Origin of the sequence: Streptomyces sp. H39-S7 (genome assembly GCF_027158205.1) — a bacterium.
Taxonomy (GTDB): Bacteria; Actinomycetota; Actinomycetes; order Streptomycetales; family Streptomycetaceae; genus Actinacidiphila.
This window is the reverse complement of the sequence record NZ_JAPVLU010000004.1, coordinates 71,775-86,858: the sequence shown is the minus strand read 5'-3', so window position 1 is coordinate 86,858 and position 15,084 is coordinate 71,775. Positions and strand designations below refer to the sequence as shown.

Genomic DNA, 15,084 nt, shown 5'->3' with positions numbered 1-15,084 from the left:
GGGGGGGGGGGGGGGGGGGGGCCGGGGGGGGGGGGGGGGGGCACCCCGGCCGGGTGCCCCGCCCGCCGATCACCGGCTCCGTGCCCTAGCGCAGGGCGTCGGCGACCTCCGTGGCCGCCTCCACCACCCTGGGTCCCACCCGTTCGGGCACCGCCTCGGCGAGCATCACCACGCCCACGCTGCCCTCTATCCCGGTCACCCCGATGAGCGGGGCGGCGGCGCCGCTGGCGCCGGCCTCGAGTTCGCCGTGGGTGAGGACGTAGCGGACCGGCTCGGTGCCGCTCGCCTCCTGCCCGGGCGCGTGCGGCAGGACGCCGCGGCCGGCCAGGATGGCCCGGCCCGCCGCGCCCCGGTCCAGCGGATGCCGGAAACCGGTGCGGTAGGCGACGTGGTAGTCGGTCCAGGTCGGTTCGACCACCGCCACGGCCAGCGCCTCGGTGCCGTCGACGAGGGTCAGGTGCGCGGTGGCCCCGATGTCCTCGGCGAGTGACCTCAGGGCCGGCAGCGCCGCCTCCCGCAGGAGGGGGTGCACCTGGTGGGCGAGCCCCAGCACGCCGAGCCCGACGCGGGCCCGCCCGCCGAGGTCACGCCGTACCAGCGCGTGCTGCTCCAGGGTGGCCAGCAGGCGGTAGACGACGGTGCGGTTGACCCCCAGCTTGGTGGCGAGCTCGGTAACGGTGAGCCCGTGGTCGGTGTCGGCCAATAGCTTGAGGACCCGCAGTCCTCTGTCGAGCGTCTGAGATGTCTCCGCGGTCACGACGCCCCCTCCTCATATGAGTGGCGGCTCATCTCACGGCGGTACGCACTGCCGGTCCCGCGGCAGCGCGCGGAGAGGCCGCCGGTCGCGGTGGTACCGGCTGCGCTCCGCGGCTGCTCTGCCACGGCGCGTGCGTGACGGGCACGGTAGCGAGGGAGTACCGCTCAGCGGAAGGGGTCGTCCACAATCCGGTCACGCCGCGGGACGTCCCCGCCCGCTCCGCGGGGTCACGCACCTATGACGGAGGCGGCGCGATCCCGGTTCCGGGGCCGCGCCGCCTGTGGTTCCTTCCGCCTGCCGTTCTCCCGCCTCTCCGCTCCCCCGGGTCAGGTCACGGTGAAGGCCCGTTGCACGGTCCTGCCGTCCACCAGCACCTCACAGGCCTTGAGGGCGACGGTGGTCCGGTCGTGCACGGTGAAGTTGAGCGCGTAGCCGCCGTCCAGGCCGATGACGCGGATGACGGAGCCGTCGGAGGTCTGCGAACCGTCCGCCCGGCGTCCGGTCACCGCCACCGTGGCGACCGGCGCGAAGCCCTGCCCCGTGACCTGGACCACAGTGCCCAGCGGGCCCGAGTCCGGGGAGAGCGCGAAGCCCGCGGAGGGCGGCGGGATGCTGTCGTCGACGGTGAAGGCAGCCACCGCGACCCGCGGATTGACCAGTACCTCCTTGACCTGGAGGGCGACCGTGGCGGCGTCCTTGACCGTGAAGGTCTGGGAGAACGCGCCGTCGAGGCCGACGACCTTGGTCTTGGGGATGTCGGAGGTCTGCGACCCGTTCGCCTTCAGCCCGGAGATCACCACCGTGCAGACCGGGGCGAAGCCCTGGCCGACGACCGTCACCCGGGTGCCCTTGGGGCCGCTGGACGGGCTGAGGACGATGTAGTACTTCGCCACCGTCAGTGCGGCGGTCTGCGAGACCCCGCCCGCTTCGACCCTGAGCAGATAGGTGGCCGGAGCGACCGCGGACGCGACGGTGACCGTTCCGTGCAGGGTTCCGTCGGCCGCGATCGTCAGGGACTTCGCGGAGATGCGGCTCGCGGCGCAGCCGGTGCCGTCGGCGGCGCAGAGCGAGGCGGTCGCGGCGGCGCCGGCCGGCCAGCCGGTCCCGGAGACGGCGACGGTCCCGCCGGGCTTGACCTTGGCGGCGCCCGTGGTGAGCGTGGCGGAGGCCGCCACGACGGTGAACGGCCGGGTGAGGGTGGTGGCGGGGTCGCCGGCCTCGTCGGTCCGCACCGCCACCAGCGTCGGGTCGCTGACGGTGAAGTCCACCGAGAAGGTGCCGTCGGCGCTGGTCTGTACGTAGACCGCGGTGTCGTCCAGGGTCTGTCCGGCGGCGTCGAGACCGACCGTGTTGATCCACTGGTCCTGGCGGTAGTTGCTGCCGGAGACGGTGATGACGCTGCCGACCGGGCCCTGGCTCTGCGAGAGGGTGAACGCCCGCGGCCCGGTGGGCACGAAGGCCTTGACGGTCAGCGGCGCGGTGGCCTCCTTGGTCCCGTCGTTGACCTTGACGAGGTATCCGCCGTCCGGCACCGCGTTGGCGTCGGCGAGCGTCGCGGAGCCCGTCAGCTGTTTGTTCGCACCGATCGCCAGGGTGCTGGAGGCGAACTTCGACGGGTCGCAGCCGCCGCCGGAGGCATCGCACAGCGACGGGACGGGGGTGCCGCCGGGCGTCCACAGGTCACCGGTGAGCGCCACCGGGGTGCTGGGGCGGACGGCGCCGGTGGGCGCGTGGAGGGTGGCGGGGACTCCGGCGGTGCCCTGGGCGGTCACCGTGCCGACGCTGCCGCCGTTGGCCGTGACGTCGCAGGGGGTCTGGTAGGTCCCGCCGAGCACCTTGGTCTGGGTGAGGGTGCGGACCACGCTGAACGTGATCGGCCCGGCCGCGTTGACGGGGATGAGGAAGTCGCCCTCGTAGGGCGGGATCAGGATGGGTGTGTTGGCGGGGACGTCCATGGTGATCTCGGGCCCGCGGACGGTGACGGTGCCGGTCGCGCCGCCGGACATGGCGAGGTCGATGCTGGGGGTCGTCGGCACATCGCTCAAGGAGATACCGCTGGTGGCGGGGGATCCGCCGAGGGTGACCTTCGCGTGCACGCTGCCGCCGGGATCGACGACGGACGGGGTGAGGTCGACGGTCATGGTCTGCGGCCCGGTCGCCTCGCCCTGCCCGGCCGGCAGCGTGCAGTGCACCGTCGGGGTGATCGTCCCGGCGTGGGCGGCAGGTGCGAGGGCCAATCCGGCTCCGGTCAGGGCGAGGGCAAGTGCCACTGAACCCGACAACAATCGATGTGCCAATGGTCTTGGTAGCAAGAACACTTGACTCCCATTCTTGGAAACAGGATCCGGGGGTGTCATTCCGCTAATGCACGGCACATTGAGAGGGCGCGCCCTTCATAAGTCAATAGACGCCCGCACAGTACCTGATGACACGTCAGATCAAATATCGGGAATGCACTCCGGCCGGCACCCGGGGTGGCGGGTACCGGCCGGAGGCCGAACGGAACGATCAATTCTGCGAACGGTGACGCGAGCGGTTCTGTGATCGGTTCACAACAGCGTCAGCGTGAGCGTGGCGCTGTAGTCGCCCGGACTGGCCATTCCCGGAACCTGGAGCGTGAGACCCGCGTCGGCGTCGAAGTTCCCGCCGGTGAACGGCCGGGAACCGTCCGGCGTGAGACCGCACAGCGTCGCGGCCTCGGCGCCCAGCTGGGCGGGCGAGCCCGCCACCGGCGTGCCGACGCTGCCCGGCTGGGCCGCGCACACCGGCACCCAGCCGACCGCGGCGGCCGGAATGGTGGCTCCGGAGACGCTGGTGAAGGCGGTCATCGTGCCGGTCAGCGACCAGCCCGTGTTGACGCCCCGGGCGTCGTGCACCGTGACCTTGTTCAGCGCGCTGTGCAACGTGTGCGGGTCGCCGTCGAGCTGCACCGACCCGAACTGGACGGTGTCGCCTGCCTGGGTCATCGACAGCAGTCCCGGGACCACCGATGTCCGCAGCGTCTGATCGCCGGTGCTGCCGCCGCCCCCGCCGCCGGTGGTGACGGTGAACGGCTGCGTCCTGACGGTCGCCGGGTCGCCGCCCTCGTCGGCCCGGATCGCGACCAGGGTGGGATCGCTGACGGTGAACTCCGTGGAGAACGTGCCGTCGGGAGTGCTCTGCGGGTAGACGGCGGTGTCGTCCAGGGTCGCGCCGTCGGCGTCGAGACCGACGATGTTGATCCACTGGTCGGGCCGGTAGTTCCGGCCGGTGATGGTGATGACGCTGCCGACCGGCCCACTGCCGCTCGACAGCGTGAACTCCCGCTCGCCCGCCGCCACGGCCTTGACCTTCAGCGGCGCGGTGGCCTCCTTCGTCCCGTCGTTGACCTTGACCAGGTAGTCGCCGTCCGGGACGTCGGTGGCCGGCGCCAGGGTCGCCGTCCCGGCCAGCGTGCCGTAGGAGTCGATGGTCAGCGCGCTGGACGCGAACTTCGCCGGGTCGCAGCCGGTGCCGCCGGCGGCGCACAGCGACGCGACGGCGGTGCCGCCCGTCGTCCACCCCGCGCCGGTCAGCTTCACCGCGGTGTTGGGCCGGACCGCTTCGGCGGGCGCGCCGAGGGTGGCCGGCGTGCCGCCGGAGCCCTGGACGTCGACCACGCCGATGCTGCCGCTGCCGCTGACGACGTCGCAGGGGGTCTCGTAGGTACCGCCGAGGACCTTGGTCCTGGTGAGGTTGCGCAGGGGGGTGAAGTCGACCGGGCCCGACGCGTTCTGCGGGACGAAGAAGTCGCCCTCGAACGGCGGGACGACCGTGGGTTTACCGGCCTCCACGTCCACCGGCACCTCGGGTCCCGTGACGGTGACGGTGCCGGTGGCGCCGCCGGACATGGCCAGGTCGAGGTTGGGTGTGGTGGGCACCTGGGTGATGGAGATCGGGCTGATGGCCGGGCCCGGTCCGAGCGTCACCCTGGCGTGCACCTTGCCGCCGGGGAGGACGGTGGACGGGCTGAGTTCCACGGTCATGTCCTGCGGCCCGGTGGCCTCGCCCTGGCCGAGCGGCAGCACGCAGTGCACGACCGGGCTGACCGTTCCTGAGGACGACGCGATCAGGGCTCCGGCCGCTCCCCCGCCGGTCAGCACCAGCGCGAGGCCGGCCGCGCCCGCGGCCAACCGGCGCGGTGCGCATCTTCGTTGTCGGGACACCTGACTCCTCATGGCGGCGGCCACCGCCCCGGCCTCGCCGAAGGCGGCACGGCGTGACGCCGGGAGGGCCCCGGGTGTTCGGAGCGGCGATGGCTCGGTCGAATGATTCAGGACATTGAGAGGTCCAGGACCGAAGAAGTCAAGAGAAGCAAAGCAGCGGATCGACGGAATCTTGAAAACCGGTTGAGTTGCACTCGGACCGATCACCGAAAAAATCTTCCGAAACGTTCTTCCGGCCCCACGGATCAATCGTGCGGATTCTCGCCGCCGAGAAATTGTCCTGCATGTGTGTTGACTGTTTCGGAGATCATGGTTTCACTACGACTCAGTATGCCGGGCCCGGCACCGCGCACCCCTGTCGAGGGGCGGCGGAACAGCGACGGACGTTATGCCCGGTGATACTTCTCTGGTTGGCAAACCGGAAATTCGGCATGCGCCCGGCGCTCCACCCACCGGAAGGAGCACCACCACATGGCACGTTCCAGACTTCTCGGCCTGGCCGTTCTCGGCACGGTCGGGGCGGTCACGGCGACCCTCGCCCTGTCCACCTCGTCGTTCGCCGTGGCACCGGCCACCGCGACCGCCACCTACAACTGCGGTACGTGGGGCACCGGTCTCGGCACCCTGACGGCCACCGACACCGCCGGTGTCAAGAAGATCAAGCTCACCTCCACCGCCATCACCATGCCGGTCGGCTCCAGCGCCAACCCGAACAGCATCACGACGACGCTCAAGGCGAGCAAGACCGCCGGCGGCGTCACCAGCGAGGTGCAGTTCTCCGCGAAGCTCAATCCGGCGATGTCCGGCGGCAACCCGATCACCCTCGGCCCGCTGTCGCTGAGTTCGGGCACCATCGCGGCCGGCAACACCACCAACTCACTGGTGCTGGGCGGGGCTCCCAGCGCCACCAACTGGTCACTGAAGATCGTGACCTCGTCGCCCACCGTGGCGACGGTCTACTGCACGGCGACGACGACCCAGTCGTCGGCCTTCACCTGGTGACAGCAGCCGGGTGAGAGCGGTTCCGCACCAGCACGTCGGGTTCCCGGAAGGCGCGCCTTCCGGGAACCCCGCTCCGTACCGTGCCGTCAGCGCATCTTCGTGGCCCACTCGCGGACCTTCTTGATCCGCTCGTTGAGCTGCCCGGCCGTCGCCTCGGCGCTCGGCGGCCCGCCGCACACCCGGCGCAGCTCGTTGTGGATGACGCCGTGCGGCTTGCCGCTCTGGTGGGTGTACGCCGACACCAGCGTGTTGAGCGACTTGCGCAGCTCCAGCAGCTGCTTGTGCGTGACGATGGGGCGCCGCTCGGCCGGCAGCTCGATGAGGTCCGCCTGGTCGGCGGGCTTCTGCCGGCTGTGCGCGATCTGCCGGGTCTGCCGCTTCTGCAGCAGCATCTGCACCTGGTCCGGCTCCAGGAGTCCCGGGATGCCGAGGTAGTCCTGCTCCTCCTCGCTCCCCGGGTGCGCCTGCATCCCGAACTCGGCGCCGTCGTACAGCACCCGGTCGAAGACGGCGTCGGACTCCAGCGCCTCGAAGGGCAGCTGCTCCTCGGTCTCCTCGTCCTCCAGCTTCTCGGCGTCGGCCAGGAGCTGGTCCTCCTCGGCGAAGGGGTTCTCCTCCTCGCCCGCCTTCTTCGGCTTGTCGAGGACGTGGTCCCGCTCGACCTCCATCTCGTTGGCGAAGTCGAGCAGCATCGGGATGGTCGGCACGAAGACGGACGCGGTCTCGCCGCGCCTGCGGGACCGTACGAAACGGCCCACGGCCTGCGCGAAGAACAGCGGCGTGGAGATCGTCGTCGCGTAGACGCCCACCGCCAGCCGCGGCACGTCCACGCCCTCGGACACCATGCGCACCGCGACCATCCAGCGGTCGTCGGAGTGCGTGAAGGCGTCGATGCGCTTGGACGCGGCCTTCTCGTCGGAGAGCACGACGGTCACCTTGTGGCCGCTGATGTCCTTGAGGATCTTCGCGTAGGCGCGCGCGGACTCCTGGTCGGTCGCGATCACCAGCCCGCCCGCGTCCGGGATGCTCCTGCGGACCTCGGTGAGCCGCTGATCGGCCGCCTTCAGCACGGCGGGGATCCACTCGCCGGTCGGCGCCAGCGCGGTGCGCCACGCCTGCCCGATCGCGTCCCTGGTCATCGGCTCGCCGAGCCGCGCGGCGATCTCGTCGCCCGCCTTGGTGCGCCACCGCATGTTGCCGCTGTAGGAGAGGAATATCACCGGGCGGACGACGCCGTCCGCGAGCGCGTTCCCGTAGCCGTAGGTGTAGTCGGCGGAGCTGCGGCGGATGCCGTCGTTGCCCTCCTCGTACGCCACGAACGGGATCGGGTTGGTGTCCGAGCGGAACGGCGTACCGGTCAGCGCGAGCCGCCGGACCGCCGGGTCGAACGCCTCGGAGCACGCCTCGCCCCAGGACTTGGAGTCACCGGCGTGGTGGATCTCGTCCAGGATCACCAGGGTCTTGCGCTGCTCGCAGCGGTTGCGGTGCAGCATCGGCCGCACCCCGACACCCGCGTACGTCACCGCGACCCCGTGGTACTCCTTGCTGACGGGTCCCGCGCTGTAGTCCGGATCGAGCCGGATCCCTATCCGGGCCGCCGCCTCCGCCCACTGCTTCTTGAGGTGCTCGGTCGGCGCGACCACGGTGATCTGCTGCACCAGGTGGTTGTGGAGCAGGTACGACGCGAGCGTCAGCGCGAACGTGGTCTTCCCGGCGCCGGGGGTCGCCACGGCGAGGAAGTCACGCGGCTGCAGCCGCATGTACTCGTCGAGCGCCGCCTGCTGCCAGGCGCGCAGCTTTCCGGCGGTGCCCCAGGGGGCACGGCCGGGGAAGGCCGGTGAGAGGTGGTGGGAGGCACTGGCGGCGGTGGTAGTCACGGTCTCCGGGGCGGGTCGGAAGGGGCAGGGGCAGCGGCGGGGGCCGGCGTCAACAGCGTCAAGCGCATAAGCGTACCCGCGCCACCCCCCGTCCCCCCGGCTCCCCACCGCCGTGCCTCACGACCGGGCTTCCGTCACTGGGCGTCGGCGGGACCGGCTCTTCAGCCGCTGAAGCGCGGCAGGGTCTCGGCGATCTTGTCCACGTCGAGCATGCCCTGACATACGTTCAGCACGAAGGTCTCGGCCTCATCCACGTCGAGGTCCGCCCGCAGCGTGTGCCCGTTCAGCTGCAGGAAGACCCAGATCGCGTACCAGGCGATCCTCTTGTTCCCGTCGATGAGCGCATGGTTGCGGGCCAGCGACTCCATGAGGGCCCCGGCCTTGTGCCAGATGTCCGGGTAGGCGTCCTGGCCGAAGACGGTCGCCCTCGGGCGAGCGAGTGCGGATTCCAGCAGCCCATAGTCCCGCACCTCGTCGGCGCCGAGGCGCTTCGCGAGATCCAGGAGCTCGGGGAGCGTCAGATAGTAGGTCACGCGAGCCGCTGGTTGAGCTCGTCGCTCACCTGCAGGACATGCGCGGCCGCCGCCTCGAAGAGGCGCGCCCGCTCACTGATCGCCCGCACCACCGCGTCGTGCGCTATGACCTGCATGCTCGTCGACTCCGCCTCCGCCCGCTCACGCAGGGCTTCCAGCTCCTCATCGGTGAAACGCACGTTCAGTCCAGGCATGACCGTATGGTACCACTCGGTACCATACGGTCAGGGCGCCTTCGGCGTCAGCCGGCCCGCCACCAGGACGCCCAGGAGGGCTACGGCGGCCATGGAGAGGAAGACGGCCACGAAGGCGGCCGGGTGGCCCGAGCCGCCGCCCAGGGTGGTGAAGAGGACTCCTGAGCCGCCGACGAGGACGATGTTGCCGAGGGCGTCGGAGACCTGGAGCGAGGCGGAGTTGGTGCCGGCCTCCTCGGGGCGGGAGAGCTTCAGGAGCAGGACGCTCGCGCTGGATATCACCAGGCCCATGCCGAAGCCGCCGACGATCCAGGAGACGTGGACGATCCACGCGGGCACCGACTGGGCGAGCGCGAGGGCGGGGCCCGCGACGGCCGCGGCCATCAGGAGCATGCCGGCCCTGATCAGCCGCTCGCGGTGCGGCTGCAGGCGCGGGCGGCTCTGCACGTACGAGCCGAGCGCCCACGTCAGGCCGCCGCCGGTGAGCGAGAGCCCGGCGAGGGTGGCCGAATAGCCGCGCTCGGTGACCAGCATCAGCGGGACGAAACTCTCCGCGCCGATGAACGATCCGGCGGCGATGCCCCGCAGCAGGATCACGGAGGGCAGTCCGCGCGCGGCCCGGAACGTTCCGCGCGGCAGCAGCCGCAGGACGCCGGGGACCAGCAGCGCGACGCCCACGGCGGCCGGTACGAGCATCACCGGCGACAGGTCCTGGCCCGCGTACTGGAGCAGGCCGGCGCCCGTCGCGACGGCCAGCGCGAGGACGATGCGCCGCCGGTTCAGCGCCGCGGTCCCCTCCTCCGGCGGCAGCTTCCGCAGCGCGGGCAGCATCACCCCGAGCGGCAGCAGGACCAGCACCGGGATGGCCAGGAAGACCCAGCGCCAGCCCAGGTGTTCGGTGACGGCTCCCGCGACCACCGGTCCGATGATCACCGGGAGCACCCAGGCGGCGGAGAACGAGGCCATCACGGAGGGCCGCAGCCGCTCGGGGTAGGCGCGGCCGACGATGACGTACAGCGCGACGATCACCAGCCCGCCGCCGAGGCCCTGGACCGCGCGGCCGCCGATGAACGTCCACATGTCCTGCGCGCAGCCGGAGATCAGCAGCCCGGTCGCGAAGGCGGCGATGCCGGTGAAGAGCGGGACGAGCGGGCCCTTGCGGTCGCACCACTCCCCCGAGACCACCATCGACAGCAGGCTGGCGGTGAAGTACCCGGAGAACGCGAACGCGTAGAGCGACAGCCCGTCGAGGGCGCGGCCCGCGACCGGCATCGCGGTGTTCACCGCGCTCGCCTCGAAGGCGATCAGCAGCACCACCGAGACGATCCCGAGGGTGAGCGCGCGGTAGCGCCGCCCGAGGACGCCGTCGGAGTCCGGGGATTCCGGCGGGGCGGCCGGTGCGCTGCTCTGGGTCTCTACCGTGGTCACCCGCCAAGAGTAAGGGGCGCAGCCGCACTGCACCCCCTTCCTGCGGACGGATTCCCGCTCGGCCGTTGGTCCTAGGCCCGGCGTCCGCCCGGCGTCCGCCCGACCTCGGCCCGCACGTCGTTCATGAACGGCGTGTGGCAGTCCTGTTGCGGGGCCGCCGGGACCGTTGACCGACCCCGGGGGTGGCGCCCTATCGTCGATCACGTCAACAACACGGCCGTATGCCCGAGTGGTTTAGGGACTCGCCTGCAAAGCGAGGCACGTGGGTTCGATTCCCGCTACGGCCTCCGTGGAGAAGACGAAGGGCCCGGCAGCACACCGCTGCCGGGCCCTTCCGTCATCTCCGGACCCGCCTCAGGACTGCGGCTTGACGACCGCTGCCTGGGGGCGGATCGGGAGGCGGCTGACGGGGCGGCCGGTCGCGGCGCGTACGGCGGCGGCGACGGCGGCCGGGGAGACGACCACCGGGACCGCGCTGACCGCCTTGGCGCCGAACGGCGCCAGGACGTCGCGCTCCTCGACCAGTTTGACGATGCGCACGTCCGGGGCGTCCAGCGCGGTCGGCAGGGAGTAGCCCGTGAGGTTCGGCCGCTTGATGATGCCGCGGGGGGCCCGCAGGTCCTCCATGAGCGCCAGCCCGACGCCCTGCGTGACGCCCGCCTCGATCCGGGCGGCGACCTGGCGCGGGTTCAGCACCCGGCCGACGTCCTGTGCGACGGCCATCTCCACGACACGCACCGAGCCCAGCTCGATGTCCACGTCCACGACCGCGCGGACCGCGCAGAAGGCGAGGCCGACGAAGGCGTCGCCCTGGCCGGTCTCGTCCAGCCGGTCGGTGGGGTGCGGGCGGCACTGCGCGGTGGCCCACAGCTCCTTGCCCTCCAGCGCCTCGCCCACGGTCGTGCTGAGCACGCCGTCGTACGAGGTGATCTTCCCGTCGGCGATGGTGAGCAGCTCGACGGACATCCCGAACTTCGCCGCGAGCGGCTGCAGCAGCTGCGTGCGCACCATCTTCGCCGCGCGCTCGACCGCGCCGCCCGACACCCACGTGTGCCGGCCGCGGGCGGCCGCCCCGGACGGCGGCTGGTCGGTGTCGGCGGCCAGGACGCCGACGTCCTCGACGCCGAGGACCTCCTGGACGATCTGCCGGGCGAGCGTCGTGAAGCCCTGGCCGGTCTCGACGGCGGCGCAGATGACGGTGGCCCGGCCGTCGTGGATCCGCACGGTCGCGGTGGAGACCTCGTCGGTGCCCTCCGCCCCGAGCATGTGCACCATGCCGATCGCGTAGCCGACCCCGCGCCGGACCGCGCCCGGTTCGCCGGCGCCCTCGGGGCCGCCGGGCAGCAGCCACTGCGACTCCTCCTCGTCGACGGGCAGCGGCGGCAGGTCCGCGTCGCGGACCGCCTTCAGGAGCTCGCCGACCGGCGCCGGGCAGGTGACGGTCTGGCCGGTGGGCAGCAGGTCGCCGGTGGCCATGACGTTGCGCATCCGCAGCTCGGCCGGGTCGAGACCCAGCTTCGCCGCGAGCTTGTCCATCTGGCCCTCGTACCCGGCGCAGACCTGGAGCGCCCCCTCGCCGCGCACGTGCCCCGACGGCGGGTTGTTGGTGCGGACGGCCCAGCCCTCGACGAAGACGTGCGGCACGACGTACGGGCCGGCGGCGAACGCCACGGCGGCGGCCAGCGCCTCCGAGGAGTGGTCGGCGTAGGCGCCCGCGTCGAGCAGCACCTGCGCCTCGACCTTGACCAGCCGGCCCTCGGTGTCGGCGTGGTGCCGGTAGCGCAGCAGGGTGGGGTGGCGGTGGGAGTGGCCGAGGAAGGACTCCTCGCGGGTGGCCACGAACTTCACCGGGCAGCCGGTCTTCAGCGCGAGCAGCCCGAGCGGCAGCTGGATGCCGGAGTCCTCGCGGTCGCCCATGGCGCCGGGCACGCCCGTGACGACGACCTTGACCCGGTCGGCCTCCAGGCCGAAGCAGGCGGCGGCCAGGTCCCGGTCGGTGTGCGGGTCGGTGGAGGCCACGTACAGCTCGACGCCGCCGTCCGGGCGCGGCACGGCGAGGCCGGCCTCGGCGCCGATGGGCGCCGGGTCCTGCCGGCCGATCCGGTAGAGGCCTTCGCCGATGACGTCGCCGACGACCTCGGGGTCGCCGAAGCTCAGCGGGATGTGGCGGATCAGGTTGCCGTCGGGGTGCAGCGGCTCGGCGGCGAACGCCTTCTCCGGGTCGGTGACCGGCTCCAGCACCTCGTACTCGACGAGGATCGCGGCGGCGGCCAGCCGTGCGGTGTCGGGGTGGTCGGCGGCGACGGCGGCGATCGGCTCGCCATGGTGCCGCACGACGTCCTTGGCGAAGACCGGCCGGTCGGCGACGCGGCGGCCGTGCATCGCGTCGCCCGGCACGTCCTCGTGCGTGACGACGGCCCGCACGCCGGGCATGGAGGTGGCTTCCGACGTGTCGATGCGGACGATGCGCGCGTGCGGGTACGGGGAGCGCAGCACCGAGGCCCACAGCAGCCCTTCGGCCCACAGGTCCGCCGCGTACGGGAACGTCCCCTGCGCCTTGGCGAGGGTGTCCACGGGCCGTACGGAGACGCCCAGCCCGTGGAGCGCCGGTTCGGGCGCCGCGGGCGTCCGGTCGGCCTGGGCGGGCGCCGCCGTGGCCGCGTCGGATCCAGTCATGCCGCTGCCCTCTCGCTGCTGCCGGTGGGTTCGCCCGCGCCGGCCGGGCGCGCGTGCCGCGGCTCCGGCCGTCGGCCCGGGATGGTGCGGCCGGTCACGCGGTGCCGCCCGGGTGGCTGCCGTGCGGGCCGCCCTGGTGCGGGATGCGGGCCCCGTCGGCGGTGTGCGCAGTGTGGTCGGTGTTTTCCGCCGCAATGGCCTCACGGGACGCCACGACGTCCTGGACGGCGTCCAGCACGCCCCGGTAGCCGGTGCAGCGGCAGAGGTTGCCGCAGATGGCCTGGCGGGTCTCCAGCTCGGTGGGCTTGTGGTTGCCCTCCAGCAGGTCGTGGACGGTCATCGCGAGACCGGGAACGCAGAAGCCGCACTGCACGGCGCCGCACTCGGCGAGGGCGCGCTGCACGTCGGACGGCTGCCCGTCGCCGGACAGCCCCTCGACGGTGCGGACCTCGCTGCCCGCGGCGGTCGCGGCCGGCACCAGGCAGGAGGCCACGAGCCGGCCGTCGACCTGGACGGAGCAGGCGCCGCACTCGCCCTGCTCGCAGCCGTCCTTCGCGCCGGCGAGGCCGAGCCGCTCGCGCAGGACGTACAGCAGGGACTCGCCGAGCCAGGCGTCGGTCACGGGCCGGTCGGCGCCGTTGACGCGCAGGACGTAGGAGGCGAGCGGGTGCTCGCTGTGCGCCTCGGGCGCCGGCTCGTCGTCGTCCGCCACCGCCTCGGCGGGTTCGTCCCCGCCGGCCGGGCCGTCGGTGGCGATCTCCGCCGCCTCCGGGCCGTCCTCGGTCACCGCGACGGTCTCGGCTCCGGTGAGTGCCCCCACGGCGCCCATGGGGTACTCGCCGGACTCGTCCGCCGCGTCCTCCGCGACGAACGGCAGGTTCCAGTGCCCGGTCCCGTCGGAGGGCGGTGTCGGGCCCGCGGTGGTGGAGGGCGGGTGCTCGGCGAAGTACGGGTGCCGGGCCGCCAGGTCCTGGGCGTCCGGCTGCTGGGCGTCCGCCTGGCCGCTCGGCGCTCGCGGCGGGTACGGCTCGCCGCCGCGCTCGCCGACGGCCTGCGCGCCGAGATCATGCCGAAAGGTTCCGGCCTGCGGCCGGGGTGCTGAGGCCGCGGCGCCCTGGCCGAACTGCCCGGCGCTGAACGGCCGCGCGGCGGGCGCGTCGGGGCGGGAGTGCGTCTCGTCGGGGTGCTGGGCGGTCCACGGCGGGACGAGACCGTCCGCCACGGAGTTCAGGAGGTAGGCGCCGGTCTCCTCGACCGGGTCGGCCGCGACGAGCGGGATCGACCACTGGGTCGCCGCGTCACCCGCGTCGGCCACCGGCGGCAGCATGGCCGCGAAGGAGACGTGCATGGTCTGGTCGGGGTCGTAGTCCCCACCGCCCGGCACGGGCTGCCAGGTGCCCGGGGTGAGCGGGGTGCCCGGCTGCGGCTGCGGCTGGTCGGTCATGCCAGTGCCCTCCCGAGCGCTCGGCGGGCCAGCGCCGCCACGGTGCGGCGCAGTTGTACGGCGGCGGGCGGCAGTTCGACGGCCTCGGCCCCGTCGGGCCCCGGCACGGGGTCCGGGATGCACGCTCCCGCGACGTACTCGCCGAAGGCCGTGCACGCCTCGGGGGCGAGCAGCCGTCCGCCGTCCCAGTCGATCAGTCCCGCGACCCACCGCTCGGCCTCCAGTGGCCGCAGCGGCACGGGCGCCACCGCGCCCACCGCACAGCGCACACCGCGCCGGGCGGGGTCCAGGACGACGGCGACCGAGGCCAGCGCCCGGCCGGGGCCGGTGCGGCCGGTGGCCTTGAGGAACGTCTGCGGCGCGTGCAGCAGTGGCACCCGCACGAACGTGAGGAGTTCTCCGGGGCGCAGCGGGTCCATCCCGGTCAGCAGGTGGCTGACCGGCAGTTCCCGGCTGCCCTCGGGGCCGGCCAGGATGACGCTCGCCTCCAGCGCGGTCAGCACCGGCAGTGCGTCGCCGGTGGGCGCGGCCGTGGCGATGTTGCCGCCGAGGGTGCCCGCGTTGCGGATCTGCGGTGGTCCCGCCGCGCGGGCGGCGGCGGCGAGCGCGGGGATGAGTGCGGCGAAGTCGGGGCGGCTCATCCGGGCGTGGGTGAGGCCGGCGCCGAGCAGCGCGTGGCCGTCGGCGTACTGCCAGCCGCGGATCTCGCTGATCCGGCCGAGGCCGACGAGGCCGGCCGGCCGCAGCTGCCCGGAGTTGACGGCCGCCATCAGGTCGGTGCCACCGGCCACGGGCACGGCGCCGGGCGCGGCGGCGAGTGCCTCCACGGCCTCGTCGAGCGAGGACGGCAACGTGACATTTCGCGCCGTCCGCTGTGCATTCGTGCTCACGCAGCTGCCCCTTCCCGGCTCTCCGCCGTGCGGTAGCCGTACCGTACGTGCTGACAGCCCGGACGTGGCAACTCTGGCACATGTTCCGCGGTGGTCAAC

The 15,084-nt window shown here is 72.9% G+C and carries 10 protein-coding genes, 1 tRNA gene and 1 pseudogene; 2 read left to right on the top strand and 10 right to left on the bottom strand.

Translation table 11 applies throughout. The annotated features are described in order from the left end of the window. Positions 1-85: 85 nt before the first annotated feature. The 3 genes from O3X23_RS05290 to O3X23_RS05280 all read right to left on the bottom strand — a co-directional run bounded on the left by O3X23_RS05290 (position 86) and on the right by O3X23_RS05280 (position 4,941). Positions 86-757 carry an IclR family transcriptional regulator gene (locus tag O3X23_RS05290; RefSeq protein ID WP_269269940.1) on the bottom strand — a complete coding sequence of 224 codons (672 nt, stop codon included), beginning with the start codon at positions 755-757 and terminating at the stop codon, positions 86-88. Positions 758-1,083: 326 nt separating this feature from the next. Continuing rightward, complete coding sequence (locus O3X23_RS05285) at positions 1,084-2,994, bottom strand: hypothetical protein (protein ID WP_269269939.1); 1,911 nt, start codon at positions 2,992-2,994, stop codon at positions 1,084-1,086. Positions 2,995-3,306: 312 nt separating this feature from the next. Further along, positions 3,307-4,941: a hypothetical protein gene (locus O3X23_RS05280; protein WP_269269938.1), complete on the bottom strand. Its 1,635-nt coding sequence runs from the start codon at positions 4,939-4,941 to the stop codon at positions 3,307-3,309. Between the two features lie 471 nt (positions 4,942-5,412). Here O3X23_RS05280 and O3X23_RS05275 point away from each other — a divergent pair, with 471 nt between their 5' ends. Beyond that, entirely contained in the window at positions 5,413-5,943 is a 531-nt protein-coding gene (locus O3X23_RS05275; protein WP_269269937.1) for a hypothetical protein, read from the top strand. 86 nt (positions 5,944-6,029) lie between these two features. On the opposite strand, the gene O3X23_RS05270 is transcribed toward O3X23_RS05275, so the two are convergent. The 4 genes from O3X23_RS05270 to O3X23_RS05255 all read right to left on the bottom strand — a co-directional run bounded on the left by O3X23_RS05270 (position 6,030) and on the right by O3X23_RS05255 (position 9,975). Beyond that, the gene (locus O3X23_RS05270) at positions 6,030-7,820 is read right to left on the bottom strand and encodes a DEAD/DEAH box helicase (RefSeq protein ID WP_269269936.1); all 1,791 of its coding nucleotides are present in this window, start codon (positions 7,818-7,820) and stop codon (positions 6,030-6,032) included. Positions 7,821-7,981: 161 nt separating this feature from the next. Continuing rightward, complete coding sequence (locus O3X23_RS05265) at positions 7,982-8,353, bottom strand: type II toxin-antitoxin system death-on-curing family toxin (protein WP_269269935.1); 372 nt, start codon at positions 8,351-8,353, stop codon at positions 7,982-7,984. Further along, a complete protein-coding gene (locus O3X23_RS05260; protein ID WP_269269934.1) occupies positions 8,350-8,547 on the bottom strand; it encodes a hypothetical protein in 198 nt (65 codons plus the stop codon). The genes O3X23_RS05265 and O3X23_RS05260 overlap by 4 nt, the downstream gene beginning before the upstream one ends. A 30-nt stretch (positions 8,548-8,577) precedes the next feature. Further along, a complete protein-coding gene (locus tag O3X23_RS05255; protein ID WP_269269933.1) occupies positions 8,578-9,975 on the bottom strand; it encodes an MFS transporter in 1,398 nt (465 codons plus the stop codon). A gap of 215 nt (positions 9,976-10,190) precedes the next feature. Between O3X23_RS05255 and O3X23_RS05250 the strand changes: the two genes are divergently transcribed. Continuing rightward, positions 10,191-10,262: transfer RNA gene (locus O3X23_RS05250), tRNA-Cys, on the top strand. A gap of 67 nt (positions 10,263-10,329) precedes the next feature. Here the strand turns inward: O3X23_RS05250 and O3X23_RS05245 are convergent. From O3X23_RS05245 to O3X23_RS05235, 3 genes and pseudogenes are all read right to left on the bottom strand, one after another. Beyond that, positions 10,330-12,651: a xanthine dehydrogenase family protein molybdopterin-binding subunit gene (locus O3X23_RS05245; protein WP_269269932.1), complete on the bottom strand. Its 2,322-nt coding sequence runs from the start codon at positions 12,649-12,651 to the stop codon at positions 10,330-10,332. 94 nt (positions 12,652-12,745) lie between these two features. Then, a pseudogene (locus O3X23_RS44080) lies at positions 12,746-13,441 on the bottom strand ((2Fe-2S)-binding protein); the annotation flags it as partial. A gap of 650 nt (positions 13,442-14,091) precedes the next feature. After that, complete coding sequence (locus O3X23_RS05235) at positions 14,092-14,985, bottom strand: FAD binding domain-containing protein (RefSeq protein WP_269269930.1); 894 nt, start codon at positions 14,983-14,985, stop codon at positions 14,092-14,094. Positions 14,986-15,084 lie beyond the last annotated feature (99 nt).